Raw genomic sequence first — 17,762 nt, forward strand, 5'->3', positions numbered from 1 at the left:
CTTTTAGAATTTTATTTATTTCCATTATTACATTATCATTACCTCATAGCAATTTATAACGTATTGACGGAATTAACCTTAAATAACCTGGAGGGATTTTGTAATGTGGATTATTACTCGTTATATAGATTCGAATATTTCTCAATTTGAATTTGATACGGAGGAAGAAGCAAGAGAAGCTCTCAATACCATGGAAGGATGTAAAATTCTTTCTGAAGTTATCTATTACAACGATCCTTGTTTTCAGCAGGAAATAGCATAATATATCTTTTTTGGTGTCAGGCACCATGTGAAAAATTCACATGGTGCCTGACACCAATTTCCAACTTCTTACTTTGAAATAAGGAATACTGCTAATAGTATGATAGAGATCCCCTGTCCAACCGCTAGTCCGATCAGCCACTTTTTTAAGTTTTTTTCTTTTTTAGCTGTGGTATCGTGGTGATGTTTCCACTTTTCATCCCATTTTTCATTCCATTTTACTTGAAGGTCTTTTTGGGCTTGCTGATGCTGTATTTTCCATTCCTCTGCTTCCGTTAGAAGATTGGCTTCGAAAGAGGTTAGATGGTTCATGATAAAGGATAACCGTTCACCAACAGATTCATATTTTACATTTGTAACGGAAGCCTGTTCGTTCAGTTCTCTTCCAAATAGTCCATGGATCTCCTCCTGTGATGTACGAATGGCCTCCAGCACTTTCTCGGTTTGCATGTCCATAAATTTATAATCATTCCGCTGCAATTCCCTTAAATCTGCCAACAGCTTTTCGGTCTTAGTAATATATTCTTGATATTGCTGCTGCCACTGGGAGATCTTTTTTTCCAATAAGATAATTTTCTCATGAAAATGATTTATTTCACTATCGAATAACTCCGATTGCGGTGTTACGATTTCTTCCCTTAGCTGATCACTGATATCGATAGGTACCTTTTTCATCGAATGCTGCATTTTTTCAACAGATTCATATACTTCTTCATTCAATTGAGCGATTGTTTGTTCACGTTCTTTTAACAGATTCTTTAATTCATCATAAAATAAAAGGTTATTGATTTTTTTTAACGATTGAATCGCTTCATTATATTTTTCATCCACGATTGTTTTAGGAGTACTCATTTCCAATAATCCTCTCTGATTGCTTTAAAATAATTTGGCAGTATTGATGGTAGATCCATCGGTCTGCATCGCTTGTCTGTTTTGCGAACAGTTTCTCCTGCAAAACGGAAACAACGTTCACAAATTCTTCTTTTAAGATTTCATCCAACTTCCGTATCCGTTCTAAATCGTGATTCCATTCCCACTGAGCCTTCGTTAGCTTTTTTTCTAATTTAGAAATGCTCATATCCTTTGCCCTTTTTTGGACTTTCTTTTCTTCTAACTCTTCAAAGACCATGCGCAGGTGCTCCTTTTTAATGATGCACTTCTGTAGGAGTACTTTTTTTCCATACTGTTTAAAATGATTCATTTGCTCGACATAATCATTGTAAACCATTGTGTTGTTTTCGTTTAACGTATCTTGAACAATTTGATAATCCTCTTCAAAGTTTTTCAGCACCAGGTATTGGTCAAGCCCTCGGCCGTGCTTCAACGATAAAGCCGTCACCGGTAGATTGGTGTGAAAGTCAAATCTTTCGTAGGGCGCGGCAACGCCAAGAAAATGTTCGAATCTTCTTATACTCCTATCTAGCTGCTTTTGATAGAACTCGTCCATTTCTCTATTCAGTTCATAAAAGCTTTTAACCAGCTTGGTTGTTTTCCGGTCCTTAAATAGGACGCAGCCTTTTATCTGGTCGAATTCAAACCGCTTGTCTAACTCACACTTGAATTTTTCTAATAGACTTGTATCTAAATCTATTATCAGTTCTTCATATTGGGCGATTTCCTCCTGTAAGGACTGAGCGGCCATGTTAAGATGATGAACACTTTGCTCAGCTTCTTCCAGACTTTCTTTCATCCTTTTAATATCTTTATTCATCTGTCCCCATTCTCGAGTTCTCTGTCTGTACATTCTGTTATGCATGTTTTTAATCTGCATAATCTGATTTTCAGGTGTGATTTCCGCATTTTCCAGCAGCTCTTTATCAAAACGGACAATCGCTTTGTATATCCATTGTTCCTTTTCTTCCTCGAGTTTAGTTAGCAAATCGATGCTCATGCTTCATAACCTCTTTAACTTCTATTTCACTTACTATCATTGTAAAGACTAAACTCCAGCCAGACATAATCGGCTTTTAGTATCAATTTATGACCATTATCGCTATCATCTCTTATTTTTCTTATTCCCTATTTTACTCACTTATTGCTCCGATTTTCCAGCGATTTTGATATTTTTATTGAAAAGAGGTCAGATGGATTATGAAAATTATGTAGATAGACCGATTATGAAGTAGAGGATAGTAGACCTGCCTAACGGTAAATCATAGAAAACTGAGTATATATTAATAGTGAAACTTATAAAATAAAGGCATTGGAAATTGTTTTTTCCAACGCCTTTTGTCTTTGAGTATTATGGTGATTTTAAAGAATAGTACCTGCTGCCATCCCATAAACAAGGGAACCCTCCCCTTGTCTCATATAAACTTCATTGTATACTCCGCCTGGAACGTTTCACTTGGTTGAATCTTCTGGATTCCCAATTTCTCCTTCAGCTTCCCTGTGGTATTGTATGTATCAGCAATCCCATACCATGGCTCGATGCAAACAAACGGAGCAATCTTACCATCCGTATATTTCGACCAAATTCCAACAAACGGAAACCCTTCAAATCTTACTTCTACACCATAATTCGACTTATTAGATGTCAGTGTAACTTGATCAATATTACTATAAATAAGGGCATCATTCGCAAATAGGGAGTCCGTGAGTGAAATTGTTGAGATATCATTTATGATTCCTTTCTCCTGAATCAAAGAATTCGATATCTCATATTCCATCACTTCCTTATTTATGGCTGGAATCAATTGCAAACGATAGTCACCCAATGTTTCATTTTCTAAGAGAGGAATCCGAAATGCCGGATGGGCACCAATGGAAAAATACATCTCTTCCTCGTTTTCATTTACAATTTCCCAATGAACAACGAGTGTGTCTTCCTTTAGGGTATATTTGATAATTGCTTTAAAATCGTAAGGGTACACATGAAGGAATCGTCCCTCAGACTCAAAACGAAAGGAAACTTTTGTTGAAGTCTGCTCTTCCACCTTAAACTCCATATCACGCAAAAAACCGTGCTGTGACATCTTGTTGCACTTGCCACCATGTTCATAGCGGTCATCCTTTAAACGTCCAACAATGGGAAATAAGACCGGTGAAACGCGTCCCCAATAGGCCGGGTCCCCCGTCCACATATAGTCCAGCCCATTTTTCTTATGCGTCACTTTACGTACTTCTGCCCCATTGTTACTAATTTCTACCTTCAACCAATCATTTTCGATCACATTCATTATCTGGTCTCCTGTCTCTCATCTGCATTGTTTCCTTTTATTATACCGAAAGTCTATTTTTTCTAAAATAACCGCAAACCAACATGCTTTTTTTGCAAAAATAATATCCTTTGTTTCAAAAACAGCATGAACTGCTTTATAATACAAACTAATAATTTTTTTAGGGGTGATACACATGAGACACGTTACACTGATACAAATTTTCAAACATCATATTGCCAAAAAATATCTGAGCCGTTCTGGAATTGCTCATGCCATCGCCTGCGCCTATCACGCATTCAAGTTAGCCAAACAAAACAATGTATCTGTCGACTTGGCAACCAAAGCAGCACTGCTGCACGATATGGGGCATTATACATGGTATAGTAATGGAAAATGGGATTATGACTTATATAAAAAGAACGATATTCATGCGATTAAAGGTGCTGAAAGGGCCCATAAATTGTTAATCCGATTAGGAGAAAATCCTATTATTGCGAAAGAAATCGCCCTAGCTATATTGTTCCACACGGATTCCTATATGCCGGAGGGTTTTATCAAAAGAACGCCGTTACAAGAAATTGTGAAATTAGCGGATGAGATGGACGAAGAAGAAGGCGGCACGCATCATTATCGAAAAATCGACAAAGAAAAGGCGTTAAAAATGATCAAACGATTAGACCAAATGGTGGAAGAAGAACTGAAAATAACATCTGATCATGTAGAGTAGAGGTATGAAATGTTCCCTTTAAAAATCGGTTATCGAACCATCAAGACTGCCATCGGAGCGGCTGCAGCCATTAGTATTGCTCAATTTTTCGGCTTGAATTCCTTTGCTTCGGCAGGAATCTTAACGATTCTTTGTGTACAAAGCTCCAAAAAGAAGTCGCTGCATGCTGCCTACTCGAGATTTTTTGCCTGCATGCTGGCCATCGCCTTTTCGTTTATCTTTTTTGAAACGATTGCTTATCATCCTGTGGTCCTTGGATTGCTGCTTTTAGTGTTTATTCCTGTCACCGTCCGGTTTAAAATATCGGAAGGGATTGTGACTAGTACGGTCATTATTCTTCATCTATATACAAGCAAAAACATCACGCTTGGAATTGTTTTTAACGAAATTGCTCTTATAGTCATTGGAATTGGCGTGGCTCTTCTTGTCAATTTATACATGCCAAGTCTTGATGCTAAATTGCGACAATATCAAGTGGGAATAGAAGATAATTTCCGAACCATTTTTCAAGAATTGGTCTCCTATCTTCGGACCAATGAAAGCCGCTGGGTGGGAAAAGAAATCATTGACACGGCCCGCTTGTTGGAAGAAGCGAAAAGCATTGCATTTCGGGATGTCCAAAATCATTTTCTGCGATCACAAGATTATTACTACCATTATTTTAAAACGCGAGAAAAACAATTTGAAATTATTGAACGGATTCTCCCCTTGGTGACATCCATCGACCACCTTGTTACCCAGCGTTTTATGATAGCAGACTTTCTCGAAACTTTAACCGACGCCATTCACCCAGGCAATACGGCACAGCTTCATTTAAAGCGCCTGCATGAGCTGCAGGATCAATTTAAGGAAGAACCTCTTCCCACAACTAGAGACGAATTTGAGGCAAGAGCCCAGTTATTTCAACTGCTGAAAGAGCTGGAAGAATATTTATTGATTAAGAAATCCTTAAAAGTTGATCAAACCATTGTAAAAGGCCAAAAAACTTAAGAAATACTTCTACATAAATGAAGTGCTAGACATCCTCCAGATTATTGGTTGGTGCCTGGCACTTTTTTTATTTATTATTGGTACAATTTGAAAAGTTGCTGAATATACTGTTCTATAAATGAATGAATGGTTCATTCATTAAAGGAGGCAAAAATAAATGACTGATAGGACAACAAAAAAGCAATGGAACTTAAAAGACAAGTATGTCTTGATTACAGGAGCAACAAGCGGGATAGGACTTGCAGCAGCAAAGGCCATTGCAGCTCGAGGTGCAAATATAGGGATTATTGCCAGGAATCCAGGCAAAGCAGAGGAAATTTCAGATCTATTAAAAAGGCAAACAACGGAACCAATTAATATCGATCTATTTATTGCTGACCTTTCCTCCCAAAGATCTATTCGAAAAGCAGCTGCACAGATTCTTGAAAGATGTCCAAGAATCGATGTTTTAGTGAATAATGCAGGTGCTTTATTCGATACCTTTCAAGAAACCGAAGAAGGAGTGGAAATGACCTGGGCACTTAACCACCTGGCTCCCTTTCTACTCACCTCATTGCTGCTGGATCGTCTAAAGGAAAGTGATTCCGCACGAATTATCAATACTGCTTCACATGGACATAAAATGATAAAAAAAGGTTTTGAGTTTGATAATGGGAAGCATCTTTATCGAGGGTTTAAAAAGTTACTAGGCGGCCCAACAATCCGTTATGCACAAACCAAGCTGGCCAATATCCTATTTACATCTGAATTAGCCCGTCGTCTAGAAGGGTCAAATGTCACGGTTTATTGTTTCGATCCAGGACTGGTTGCTACAAATTTCAATCAAAATAATGGAATAATGGCCAAAGCAACCATGGCGGTCATGAATCTTTTTTCCCGTACACCAGAGAAAGGCGCTGATACATTGGTATGGCTTGCTGAATTAAAGAATGTCTCCAATCTAAACGGCCATTATTTTGCTGATCGACAGCAGAAGGCACCTACAGAATTAGCAGCTGATAAAGAATTAGCAAGGAAACTTTGGAACATTAGTGATGAGCAAGTTCAGTTATCATTGCTTTAACCACTAAAGAGGATTTGAAAACAAAGAAGAATCGGGTGAAAAGAATGTCTCGTTTTAATGATGACCAACTGGAAAAAATCCATGAGAAACGAAGGAAACAAATTAAGGAAGCGGCTTTAAAAGTATTTGCACGCCGTGGACTCATTGGCACGAAAATGAACATGATAGCGAAAGAGGCTGGCATCAGCCAAGGTCTTTCTTATCGATATTACCATTCCAAGGATGAACTTTTTATTGAACTTGTAAAGGACGCAATGGAAGAAACCGTTGAGGCATTTACTTCATTGGAAAATATGACTGGTTCTCCTTCGGAAAAAATCAAACAATTGACCAAAAAAATGCTAGATGCTAGTAATAGATATTCGTTTATGCTCATACAACAAGTTCAAATTTCGGATGAAGTCCCTGACAAGGCAAAGGAAATTATTCAACAATACCCCATCTCCTCTTTAATCGAGCAAATAATCCCTATTTTTAAAAACGGCCAGAATACTGGTGAATTCTGTAAAGGGAACCCAGCTAAGCTATTGATGCTCTACTTCTCCGTTATTTCAGGTTTAATGTTACTCCCGAATGCGACTGAGGACATAGATATAGATATTTTAATGAAATTATTATGTGAATAAATGAACCGTGATGGGAATTTTAATAGGGTATTCTTAAATTTAAAAAAAGTCCTGCCCCCGCCATGTTATGCCATCATTAACGGGGACAGGACTTTTTACTTATTACCCTAAGGGTTCTAAAATAAGGACTAAAGATTATTATCAGCTATAGGTTATTTCGTATGATTGCCCTAACCTTATTGAACAAACGAATAATCTATTAATTCATCGATATTCGGCTCTTTATCTATTAATTTTTGATCCAGCCAAAATTCAATGCTTAGTTTTGTGAGATCATATATTTTTCCTGGATTTTCTTTTGTCCCGAAATAGGTTTTATTAGCTTTCTCGTCATAAAATTTTACTCCCTTTAATGACTCTTCCAGCTCCGCTGGGGATTGACCCATAGCTTTCCCCATGATTTTTAAGCTTTCTTCCCTATTAGTTTTATAGTATTCGATTGCTTCAAACCATGATTTAGTGATCGCTTTAACAGCTTTTGGGTTTTGTTTGACAAAATCGGCTCTCATACCAAGCGTACCGGTAATAACACCTGGAGATGCATCACTTGATAAAAGAACATTCCCAAAATCGCTTTGTTTGGCCTTCGATAACCATGGCTCCCATGTGACGGCTGCATCGACTTTTTTAGCAATAAACGCGGCACCGGCATCACCAGCCGTCATATTTTGTGCATTAATTTCTTTATAATCAATTCCCTGTTCTTTTAATAAATAGAGGAACCAGAAAAAGCTTGCCCCTCCATCCGTCTGTACAGCCACGCTCTTCCCTCTTAAATCTTTAATACTATTAATTCCTTTCTTCGCAACGATCCCATCGCCGCCATTTGAATCATCCGTTGCAAAGACCTGAACAACCGGAACATCGCTTGCGGCCGTTACAATATGTGTATCCACTGTTGTGACGAAACCTTGAATACGATTTGCAGCTAATGAACTTCTTCTGTCAGCAACACTTTCCATTTTCACTAGATCTACATCGATTCCATTCTTCTTAAATAATCCTTTTTCCTTTGCGATATACAATGGTGCAAATCCTACCCATGTAGACACCGCAATAGAAAACTCGTTGTTTTCTTTAGATTGACTATCCTTTGGTTTCGATTCTTTTGAATCCGTACTGCCTTTTGCGGTACACCCGGTTATTACCAACATTGCGATCAGGAAAATGGCCATCCAACGTTTTCTCACTCGCCTCAACCCCCAAAGTTTTTTGATTTTTACTGCTACATATAATTGAAAAATCTTGAGTCAACCTGTGTAATCGTAATGAAGTTATTAATCTTTTAAGAGAATCACATGAACTTTTCCAGGTCCGTGAACGCCTAAAGCCAATTCCATTTCAATATCACCTGTCCTGCTTGGGCCAGTGATGAAATTAATGCATGAAGGCAATCCATTTGAAATCTGGTCATGAATGGCCGCAACACTATCTGATAATCTAGGGAAAATCGTACTCTCTGATAAAATCGCTACATAAACAGGAGGCAACGCACTAACCAAACGTCCGCGCCCGCCTCCATTCCATAAGACAACGGTTCCTGTCTCTGAAAGTCCCATCTCAGCAAACGTGATGCCCATATCCACCTTTGATACTAAGTCACGGAGCTCTTGTTCATCACCCATTGGATCCCAAACTTGAAACTCGACTTTTTTTTCAAAAAAGTGTTTGCCAAGCTGAAGCTGATGCAATCGATCATCATCCCAGCTTATTGCGGATGTAACCTTAAATTTTTGAATAATGAAATCCAAGGCATCGGCCATTTCAGAACGGTCGATATGACTTACTTCCGTATTCAAAGCCGCCAAATTTCCGATAAATGGTTGAATCAACTTTTTTCGGTCGTTTTCTCGATGTAGCTGCTCATAAGGCATCTGTTGCCAATTTGGTGGTGTAACAGCATGACGACGATGCCGTCCCAATTTACCTGCTATCGTATTTAGAAACGATTCTTGTCGTTCGGCTTCCATCTTACTGCCCCCCTTTTTCCTTCTTCCACCAATCACGGAAGGATTGTTTTGCAGGTCTTGGAAGGTCTCTTACTTCCGTCCAGCCTTTTAAAAGGCCGGGTCCTTTTTTAATATGGTCGTCCTTTGAAATGAACGCAGAACTTGCATGGGCCATTTTAACAGCTTTATCAAAAACAAATGGATGACTGGTCATGTAGCCAAATCCTTTAAATGCGAGTTTTTCTGTCAATGGAGCTAACCCTTTTTCCACTTCATCCTTTCGATGTTGTAGCAGAAGGTCATGTAACGGTATTTTAACCGGACAAACCTCGGTACACGCCCCGCAGAGACTTGAGGCATACGGAAGTTCCTTATATTCTTCATATCCTTTTAATAAAGGAGTAAGCACCGCCCCAATCGGACCGCTGTAAACATTACCGTAAGCATGCCCCCCTATATTTCGGTATACTGGGCAAACATTCGAACAGGCACCACATCGGATACATTTCAATACCTCTTGGTAAGCTGTTCCTAAAATATCAGAACGCCCATTGTCCAAAATAACCAAATGGAATTCTTCAGGCCCATCGAGTTCTTCCGGTAAACGAGGGCCGTTGATCACTGTCATATAAGAAGTAATTTTTTGACCCGCAGCGCTGCGGGTTAACATGGAGACGACGATATCTAATTCTTTCCACGTCGGAACGAGGCGCTCCATTCCCATGATGGCAATGTGTACTTTCGGTAAAGTGGTGGTTAAACGCGCGTTGCCTTCATTGCTTATCAGGACAACTGACCCCGATTCGGCCACCGCAAAGTTACAACCCGTGATGCCAATATCGGCCTTTAAAAATTTTTCCCGTAAATGTTCTCTTGCGAATTTCAGTAATGCATCGGTTTCTGCTGGAATCGTTCGGCCCGCCTCTTTAGAGAAGAGTTTGGCCACTTGCTGCTTTGATTTATGCATAGATGGAGATATGATGTGGGATGGGGTTTCACCGGCTAGTTGAATGATATATTCACCAAGGTCCGATTCTGCAACATTTACTCCTATTTCCTCTAAATGTTTATTGAGGTGAATTTCTTCTGTAACCATGGACTTGGATTTAACAACTGATTTTGCACTTATTTCCTTCGTCAGGTTTACCACATAGGAAATGGCATCCTCTGCTTTTGCAGCAAAATGCACATGCCCTCCATTTTTCCGAACATTAGCCGCCAGTTGTTCTAGATAACTATCTAAATTTTCAATGGTATGACTTCGAATCTTTGAAGCTATTTCCTTCCATTCTTCCACATTACCTAAATCCTCGGCTGCTTCCATCCATCCTGTTCGAAACCGGTCTTGTACGAGCGGAACGGCCTTTCTCATTTGTGAATCGTTTAGTGCTTTATCTACTCGTCCAAGAAAATCGATCTCTTCAACATTCACTTCTCTCCCTCCTTGCTAACACTTCCGCAATATGCGCCACTTGGATTTTGCTTCCGTTTTTTCGTAATCTTCCTTGAATGTTCAAAAGGCAGCCCAAATCTGCTCCAATAAGAACATTAGCCCCAGTCGAAGCAATATGTTCAATTTTTTCATCGAGCATTTTTTCGGAGATTGGGCTCATTTTTGCCGCAAAGGTGCCGCCGAATCCACAGCAATCTTGACAATATGGCAGTTCCTTTAGCTCTAAGCCCTCCACTTGAGACAAAAGCTGAAGGGGCTCATTTCTTATCCCCATTCCTCTGCTCATATGGCATGAGTTGTGGAACGTTGCTGTTTCGGAAAGTTTGGAATCAAGTTCAGTCATGTGTAAAATATTGACTAAGAAGTCTGTTAATTCATACGTTTTCCCTGCTAACTCTTCCGCTTTCTTATACCATTCGGGCTCCTCTTTAAATAAATCCTTATAATAATGACACACCATACTTGCACATGAACCGGATGGAGTCACGACATATTCACTGTGCTCAAATGCCTTAATCATTTGTTTTGCCGCTTTCTTTGCATCCTTCTGAAATCCACTGTTATAAGCGGGCTGACCGCAGCATGTTTGTCCTTCAGGAAAATCCACTTCCACTCCACATCGATTCATCAGATCAACGACACTTTTACCTACTTGCGGGAAGAATACATCGGACAGACATGTTATCAATAACGAAACTTTCATACAAACCTCCTCGGGGGAAAATTACTCTCTAAGCAAGATCTTACAGATTTTAGTTTTCTAATAATTCTGATTATAAAACCATCTTAACACCCATATTAGTATATAAAAACTATTTATTTTGTTAGTTTTCTATATAATAAAGGTATAGAAGGAGGTTTTTTATGGATATCCGTCAACTCCGTTATTTTGTCGTCATCGCTGAAGAAAAACAACTTACCCGAGCTGCTGAAAGGCTTCATATGGCACAACCTCCCCTTAGCAGGCAGCTTAAATTATTGGAAGAGGAATTGGGTACAACTTTGTTTGCAAGAAACGGTCGCTCTATGAATTTAACCGAAGCTGGTAAATTGCTGTATATCAGAGCTGAGAGTATCTTAAATCAATTAAACGAAACCATTACGGAGGTAAAGGATACTGGCGAGGGGCTTAAAGGAGTACTATCTATCGGGACCATTCACACTTGTATCCCCGTTCTCTCAGAGAAAATTCGGTACTTTCAGGAAAAATATCCACTTGTTAGCTTTAGGATATACGAAGAAAGTCCATCCATCTTAAGTGAACAATTAGAAAAACGGGAAATTGAACTTGCAATTATTCGCTCCCCCTTCAAAAAAGACATCTTTTCAATTCACAATTTACCAGAGGAACCTTTTGTGTTAGTCATGCCTGCACAGTGGCAAGAAGCCAATACACGTACAACAATAATGTTAAATGAATTCAAGAATTTACCCCTTCTCTTTCTAAAAAAAGGGAAAAGCAAAGAAAGAAGTTATCATCAAATGTTCATTGATGAATGTGACAAATTTGGTGTAGAGTTAAATATTGTATGCGAGTGCCCCGACGCGGCTTTTCTTCTCATGCTTGTCAAAGCAGGAATAGGCGCAACCATCCTGCCAAAAAGCTTTGTTACATTTAAAGTAGATGAATACGTGAAATTGATGGACATCTTAGATTTTCCTTGCCAATCCGAATCTTCAGTCATTTGGCTAAAGGAGCGCCAGCTTTCAAAAAGCGCCAGCCGATTCATTGAGACTTTTCAGAGTACTTAAATTTTCACCACTGATCCTAGTTTGAGGGGCTGCCTGGGCAAAATCACGCCTTCTTTTTTACCGCTTAACCCTGGTTGAGGCGCTGCCCGGGCAAAATCAAGACTTCTTTTTTACCGCTGACCTGGAATTGTGGTGCTGATCGGCAGAATCATGCCACTATTTTTACCACTGTCCCCTCACATGGTGCCCGACACCCGTTTGAACAAAAATGTCATATTTAATAATTTCAAGAATATGTATGTACTAGGGAAACGTAAGTCTTTACTTTTTCTTGGAGAGGCCGGGGGAATGAAAATTCACTTAGGTTTGGAGGAGAACCAGGATAGATACAGAAGTATTAATCCAGTTGCTCACACTGATAGTGATGATCATTGGGCTGGCTACAAAAGATAAGTAAGACTACAGAAAAACGAGCCTTCAAAAATAGATGGCTCGTTTTTCTATTTTATATGGGATTTATGGTAATGATAAATGCATTTGTTAACATAATAATTTTATACTAAACTATTTATCTACAGTGGTTAGAAGTGATGTCATTTTTACTTTTGACCTTTTTTCAAGCGCTATTCGGACAATAGAATCCACTTCTTTTTACCGGGTGACCCCCTTCTCAGCACACCGCGGGTAATAGAACTCTTTTCTTTTTACCGCTTGACCTCCTTCTAAGCACTCCGCGGGCAATAGAACCCTCTTCTTTTTACCGCCTGACCCCCTACTCAGCACTCCTCGGGCAATAGAACCATTTTCTTTTTACCGCCTAACCCCATACTCAGCACTCCTCGGGCAATAGAACCCTCTTCTTTTTACCGCCTCACACCCTTCAAAGGACCCAGCGGGCAATAGAACCATCTACTTTTTACCACCTTACCCCTTCCGAGCACCCAGCGGGCAATAGACCCCTCTTCTTTTTACCGCCTGACCCTCTCCCTTGCACTCCGCGGGCAATAGAACCCCCATAAAATCACAACATCCTCTAATTCCCTCTTCTCCCACCGCCTTTAGAACAAATCAATCAATTTATTTTTAATAGCATACTTGACTAATTCGTGTTTTTCCTTGAATCCCAGCTTCCGCATGATATTGGCTTTGTGATTTTCCACCGTTTTTGGACTGATGCCCAGTTGTTTTCCGATTTGGATGTTAGTGTATCCAAGGGATGTTAGCCGGACAATTTCCTGCTCGCGGACGGTCAAAACGGAGGCAGCGTCTTCTTCCTCGGACAAGCGCTTGAATTGATGCTCGGGCACCTTCGTTCGATAAAACCGCTTGCCTCTATACACAGCCTTCATGGCATCGAATAACTCATTTGAATGGCTATTTTTCAACAAATAGCCATGAATCCCGTGCTTCAAAGCTTTCCGGACATAAATTTCCTCATCATGCGTCGTCAAAGCGATGATTTTCACTTCTTCCGTTTCGAAAAGAATGGTTTGTGCTGTTGAGAACCCGTCCAAGCCATCAGGCATCGACAAATCCATTAAAATAATGTCCGGTTTCTCCTTCAGCGCAAGCGTAATGGCTTCTGATCCGTCGCGTGCTTCTCCGACCACCTGGATATCGGTGAATTTCTCCAATAGAAATCGAATTCCCTTTCTAATCAAAATATGATCATCGACGATTAATACCTTCATATCAACCCTCCGTATCCAACGGTATTTGCATGGTAATCACGGTTCTCTCTCCCTCATTTCCCTGGACATTCCACCCAATCAGTCGTTTGGCGACCGGATTCATTTCAATCTTCCAGATAAATTTTCCTGAAATCTCGTTCATCCTCAACCCAATTCCTCCCTATTAAAAACCTCTATAAATCTATCTTATTGACGAGATAAGGAATATGAACTAATATTGTCCAAAAATTAAAAAAGGGACTCTGGTCTTAAAACCAGGTCCCTGTAAACACCGAAACTTATCGCAAAACCGGAAACTTTTCTTTCTTCCAAGCTAAAATCCCACCCTTTAAATTGAGAACATTTTTGAAGCCATTCGCCTGGAGCAGACTGGCCGCAATCGCAGAACGCGCTCCCGAACGGCACTGTAAAATGTAAGTCTTCGCCGGGTCCAGTTCTCCCAGCCGGTCAAGAAGAGTGCCGAGCATATAATGCTTGGCGGATTCAATTCTGCCACCATCCCACTCCGCTTGATTCCGCACATCTAGAAGTTCGTGGTTACCCTCCCTTAAGTATTCAGGCAGCTCCTGAACATCAACTTCTCCAAACATTTCAACGCAATCCTCATGTGAAAGGGCCGTTTCCGGCTCGATAAACGCCATAATCCGGTCTAGTCCGATGGATGCCAGCGCCGTCCCAATCTCCTGAACCTCCTTTTGATTGGCAATCAGTACAATATCGCGATCATATGGTATCAGCCAGCCGGCCCAGTTTGTAAAGGATTTATTGAAAGGAATATTAATCGATCCCTCATAATGCTTCGCCGCAAATTCGCGGGCTGGCCGGGTATCTAGGAATACGGCTTCTTCGTTAAATGCCGCTAAGTCAGCCGGATTTACCAGCTTATTAAGCGGCGAATCACTTACGTAAGCAGGGCCGATTTTATTCAACGTTTTCATCATCGCGAAATATTTTGGCGGTTCTGGCTGTCCAGAAAGCAGCGTATTCACGAACTCTTCTTCATTGCCCATGCGAAGCGCCCAATTGTTCCGTTTTTCATAACCGACCGTTGACACTGGAACCGCCCCAAGCGCTTTTCCACAGGCGCTACCCGCTCCATGTGCCGGCCAAACCTGAAGAAAGTCAGGCAGCTCTTTGAATTTTTTCAATGACTGAAACATCTGCCTTGCTCCGATCTCTGCATTACCTGCAACGCCTGCCGCTTTTTCCAGCAAATCCGGACGGCCGATATCGCCGACGAAAACAAAGTCTCCGGTAAAAATCCCCATTGCCTCCTGCGAACCCCCGCCTTTGTCGGTCAACAGAAACGAAATGCTTTCCGGAGTATGTCCCGGAGTATGGAGCACCTGAAATTCAACATGGCCAATGGAAAAAGCACTTCCATCCCTCACTAAAACATGAGGAACCTCATCGAGATATTGATACTTCCAATCTTTGTCTCCTTCATCTGACAAATAAAGAACAGCCCCGCATTGTTTCGCAAGCTCCTTGGCACCGGACAAGAAATCCGCATGAATATGAGTTTCCGCCGCGGCAATAATCTTCAGACCCTCCATTTTAGCCGTACGAAAATAAGCTTGTAAATTCCGGGCAGGGTCAATCACAATCGCCTCACCACTTTGCTGGCAGCCCACCAAATACGACATATGTGCTAAGTTTTCATCGAAAAAAGAGCGAAAAAACATAGTTTCTCCTCCTGGATTACTTTTGTTTATGAATCACATCCAACAACGTTTCTACATATTTCAGACCTGATTGGATCGTCGGATGTTTCAACAAACGGTACATGCGCAGCATGGATACCGGTGAGGAGTCCTGTTGAACTTGGAATCTTTCGTTTGTCTCTTTCAGGACATTTAATGTTTTTTCAACCGGTGGCACCTCTTTAACCCCTTTTAGGGCATACTCGATTGACTCGGAATCCGTCACAACATTCTGCAGAAAGAGAAACATATCCTCTGCCTTTTCTAAGTATTGAACGAGCCGTGGAAGCGCTTGGACCATTAGCACCATTGCCTCCAGATGCTCTTTCGTTAAATGTAAGTTTTCGATTTTTTGTTCAACTTGACCAATGATCCCCTCTACGGATTGCTGGTCACTGATGGTATATTGGATAAACTTTACTTTTTCCTCGACGAATTGGATGGCCGATGTTAACTCGGGAAGCTTATTAACAAGAAAATGCAATGATTCAATTTGTTCGGGCTTTTCCATTTCCCGTAGAACGGCCTCTATTTGCGACTCGTTTTTAATAGTAGACATCCTGTTCCCCCTTTACTATAGCGTTTACATTAATCCCCTTAGCATGCCATTCCAATAAACGATTGGCAGCACATTCTTTTTTAACAAATACATGCTGATTCTTTCTTTCGATTGGTCGATTGGGAAGGACTCTGACGGGTTCTTTTGGTAGTCAAATTCTGCTAGGACGAGCTTGTTGTAGCCGGTTACTAATGGGCAGGATGTATAGCCGTCATATTTAGCGTTCATCGCTTTTCCCTTCCACAATGAAAGCAAATTATCGGCAACAACAGGCGCTTGTTTGCGAATCGCAGCCCCCGTTTTGGAGGTTGGCAGATTGCTGCAATCCCCCGCGCCAAAAATATTTTTATAGGTTTTATGTCTTAAAGTTTCGGTATCCACATCCACCCAGCCGCCACTATCAGCGATCGGACTTTTGGCGATAAACTCAGGAGGCCCCATCGGCGGAGTCACATGAATCATATCGAACTTATGTGTAAATGTTTCTTGGGTGTCCAAATTTTGAAAGGTGGCTTCTTTTTTGACGCCGTCAATGGCAATCAGCTCAACACGGTATTGTGTCTCGATCCCTTTTCTTTCTATTACCTGCTCGAGTGTTTCTGCGTAGCGCTTTACGGCAAAAATGGCTGGAAGTCCGGATGCAAAGATGATGTTGGAGTTTTCACGAACGCCGGATTGTCGGAAGTAATCATCGGCCAAATACATGATTTTTTGGGGTGCCCCCGCGCATTTCACTGGTGTGCTAGGCTGTGTAAAAATGGCTGTTCCGCCCTGAAAGTTTTCGATATTGGTCCAGGTGCTTTTAACATAGTGGTGGGAATAGTTACTGCAAACCCCATTTTTCCCCATCGTTTCTTTTAGACCCTTAATCTTGTCCCAATGAATTTGAATACCTGCAGCCACAACTAAATATTGATATTGGATGGTGGTTCCTTCTTTGGTGACCAGTGAATTTTCATCGGGAAAGAACTGCTCCACAGATTCTTTTAACCATTTTACACCTTCTGGAATTAAGGTTGCTTGCTCTCTTACGGAGTCTGCAAGATCTGCAGCACCGCCGCCGACCAATGTCCATAATGGTTGATAATAATGTTTATCTGACGGATCGATGATGACAACTTGTTCTCTTAGTGCTGGTGATTTCCGCACGAGACGGGCAGCAATCGAAATACCGGCAGACCCGGCACCAACAATGGCAACCGTGTACTTTGTCAATTTTCCCAAATGAATCCCCCTTTTATATACGAAAAATAATCATATCCATTCTATTGTAGTAATTTTGGTAAAAAATACATATAGGGTAAATCCCTCATTTTTACAACTTGATGGTGTAATTTTTTGATAAAACCGTTTGAATAGCCTGCATAAAAAAATAGAAAAAGTTTTTCATTTGTTATATAATGGATCCTCAAAAAACTTCTCCATGGTCGTTATATCGGGGGGTGATGGGGTGGCGAGAAACAGCGAATGGCCAGATACTTCAGCAGCTCATGCAAAGCCTAGTATTAGAAAGGCGATACTTTGCATGGGGTAGATTTTTTATTAAATCGCCTTAGTAAGCTTTTCTGATACAAAGCTTTGCACCTTATTTTTTCAAATAAAGAATAAGGAGCTGGGATGAATGGCTTATGTCAAAGCGACAGCTATTTTACCTGAAGAGCTGATATCAGAAATTCAAAAATATGTTCAAGGGGAAACCATTTATATTCCTAAACTTGAAGACTCTTATCAAAAATGGGGAATGCGTTCAGGGTCTCGAAAGAAGCTGGATGAACGAAATACCGCGATCAAGCTGGCGTTTAAACAAGGAAGGACTATTGAACAGCTCGCTGATCAATATTACCTATCCCCTGAAACCATCAAAAAAATTGTATACTCGAAATAATG

General features: G+C 40.6%; 19 protein-coding genes. 7 read left to right on the forward strand and 12 right to left on the reverse strand.

Features of this window, described 5'->3' with window-relative positions:
- Positions 1 to 103: 103 nt before the first annotated feature.
- Positions 104 to 262, forward strand: a complete 159-nt coding sequence (locus tag A6749_RS28530) for a hypothetical protein (RefSeq protein ID WP_164745666.1) — start codon at positions 104 to 106, stop codon at positions 260 to 262.
- A gap of 68 nt (positions 263 to 330) precedes the next feature.
- On the opposite strand, the gene A6749_RS00255 is transcribed toward A6749_RS28530, so the two are convergent.
- From A6749_RS00255 to A6749_RS00265, 3 genes are all read right to left on the reverse strand, one after another.
- Entirely contained in the window at positions 331 to 1,113 is a 783-nt protein-coding gene (locus A6749_RS00255; protein ID WP_066383231.1) for a hypothetical protein, read from the reverse strand.
- Complete coding sequence (locus A6749_RS00260; protein WP_066383233.1) at positions 1,100 to 2,152, reverse strand: hypothetical protein; 1,053 nt, start codon at positions 2,150 to 2,152, stop codon at positions 1,100 to 1,102. Before A6749_RS00260 ends, A6749_RS00255 begins: the two co-directional genes overlap by 14 nt.
- Positions 2,153 to 2,567: 415 nt before the next feature.
- Entirely contained in the window at positions 2,568 to 3,440 is an 873-nt protein-coding gene (locus A6749_RS00265; RefSeq protein WP_066383236.1) for an aldose 1-epimerase family protein, read from the reverse strand.
- Positions 3,441 to 3,615: 175 nt separating this feature from the next.
- Between A6749_RS00265 and A6749_RS00270 the strand changes: the two genes are divergently transcribed.
- The 4 genes from A6749_RS00270 to A6749_RS00285 all read left to right on the forward strand — a co-directional run bounded on the left by A6749_RS00270 (position 3,616) and on the right by A6749_RS00285 (position 6,828).
- A complete protein-coding gene (locus A6749_RS00270; protein ID WP_066383239.1) occupies positions 3,616 to 4,149 on the forward strand; it encodes an HD domain-containing protein in 534 nt (177 codons plus the stop codon).
- Positions 4,150 to 4,158: 9 nt separating this feature from the next.
- Positions 4,159 to 5,139: an aromatic acid exporter family protein gene (locus A6749_RS00275; RefSeq protein WP_066383243.1), complete on the forward strand. Its 981-nt coding sequence runs from the start codon at positions 4,159 to 4,161 to the stop codon at positions 5,137 to 5,139.
- 157 nt (positions 5,140 to 5,296) lie between these two features.
- Positions 5,297 to 6,202, forward strand: a complete 906-nt coding sequence (locus tag A6749_RS00280) for an SDR family NAD(P)-dependent oxidoreductase (protein WP_066383248.1) — start codon at positions 5,297 to 5,299, stop codon at positions 6,200 to 6,202.
- Between the two features lie 44 nt (positions 6,203 to 6,246).
- Complete coding sequence (locus A6749_RS00285) at positions 6,247 to 6,828, forward strand: TetR/AcrR family transcriptional regulator (protein WP_066383251.1); 582 nt, start codon at positions 6,247 to 6,249, stop codon at positions 6,826 to 6,828.
- Between the two features lie 176 nt (positions 6,829 to 7,004).
- Here the strand turns inward: A6749_RS00285 and A6749_RS00290 are convergent, their stop codons facing one another.
- The 4 genes from A6749_RS00290 to A6749_RS00305 all read right to left on the reverse strand — a co-directional run bounded on the left by A6749_RS00290 (position 7,005) and on the right by A6749_RS00305 (position 10,933).
- Complete coding sequence (locus tag A6749_RS00290; RefSeq protein WP_236719604.1) at positions 7,005 to 8,018, reverse strand: ABC transporter substrate-binding protein; 1,014 nt, start codon at positions 8,016 to 8,018, stop codon at positions 7,005 to 7,007.
- Between the two features lie 87 nt (positions 8,019 to 8,105).
- Entirely contained in the window at positions 8,106 to 8,798 is a 693-nt protein-coding gene (locus tag A6749_RS00295; protein WP_066383258.1) for a LutC/YkgG family protein, read from the reverse strand.
- A gap of 1 nt (position 8,799) precedes the next feature.
- Positions 8,800 to 10,209, reverse strand: a complete 1,410-nt coding sequence (locus A6749_RS00300; RefSeq protein ID WP_066383263.1) for a LutB/LldF family L-lactate oxidation iron-sulfur protein — start codon at positions 10,207 to 10,209, stop codon at positions 8,800 to 8,802.
- Positions 10,199 to 10,933, reverse strand: coding sequence for a (Fe-S)-binding protein (locus A6749_RS00305; protein WP_066383267.1), 735 nt, complete (start codon positions 10,931 to 10,933; stop codon positions 10,199 to 10,201). The genes A6749_RS00300 and A6749_RS00305 overlap by 11 nt, the downstream gene beginning before the upstream one ends.
- Before the next feature lie 161 nt (positions 10,934 to 11,094).
- Between A6749_RS00305 and A6749_RS00310 the strand changes: the two genes are divergently transcribed.
- Positions 11,095 to 11,982: a LysR family transcriptional regulator gene (locus A6749_RS00310; RefSeq protein ID WP_066383269.1), complete on the forward strand. Its 888-nt coding sequence runs from the start codon at positions 11,095 to 11,097 to the stop codon at positions 11,980 to 11,982.
- Between the two features lie 998 nt (positions 11,983 to 12,980).
- Here A6749_RS00310 and A6749_RS00320 read toward each other — a convergent pair.
- The 5 genes from A6749_RS00320 to A6749_RS00335 form a co-directional block, all read right to left on the reverse strand.
- On the reverse strand, positions 12,981 to 13,613 hold the full coding sequence (locus A6749_RS00320) for a response regulator (protein ID WP_066383276.1): 633 nt from the start codon (positions 13,611 to 13,613) through the stop codon (positions 12,981 to 12,983).
- 1 nt (position 13,614) lies between these two features.
- Positions 13,615 to 13,761, reverse strand: coding sequence for a hypothetical protein (locus A6749_RS28250; protein WP_161487097.1), 147 nt, complete (start codon positions 13,759 to 13,761; stop codon positions 13,615 to 13,617).
- Positions 13,762 to 13,891: 130 nt separating this feature from the next.
- Positions 13,892 to 15,298: an MBL fold metallo-hydrolase gene (locus A6749_RS00325; protein WP_066383277.1), complete on the reverse strand. Its 1,407-nt coding sequence runs from the start codon at positions 15,296 to 15,298 to the stop codon at positions 13,892 to 13,894.
- A gap of 16 nt (positions 15,299 to 15,314) precedes the next feature.
- A complete protein-coding gene (locus A6749_RS00330) occupies positions 15,315 to 15,875 on the reverse strand; it encodes a hypothetical protein (RefSeq protein WP_066383280.1) in 561 nt (186 codons plus the stop codon).
- Between the two features lie 24 nt (positions 15,876 to 15,899).
- Positions 15,900 to 17,099 carry an FAD/NAD(P)-binding oxidoreductase gene (locus tag A6749_RS00335; RefSeq protein WP_066383284.1) on the reverse strand — a complete coding sequence of 400 codons (1,200 nt, stop codon included), beginning with the start codon at positions 17,097 to 17,099 and terminating at the stop codon, positions 15,900 to 15,902.
- A gap of 397 nt (positions 17,100 to 17,496) precedes the next feature.
- On the opposite strand from A6749_RS00335, the gene A6749_RS00340 reads away from it, so the two are divergent.
- Positions 17,497 to 17,760 (forward strand): CD3324 family protein, encoded by a 264-nt coding sequence (locus A6749_RS00340; protein WP_066383287.1) that lies wholly within the window; start codon positions 17,497 to 17,499, stop codon positions 17,758 to 17,760.
- The last annotated feature ends 2 nt before the right edge of the window (positions 17,761 to 17,762 follow it).

This window comes from Neobacillus mesonae (genome assembly GCF_001636315.1).
Taxonomy (GTDB): domain Bacteria; phylum Bacillota; class Bacilli; order Bacillales; family Cytobacillaceae; genus Neobacillus; species Neobacillus mesonae.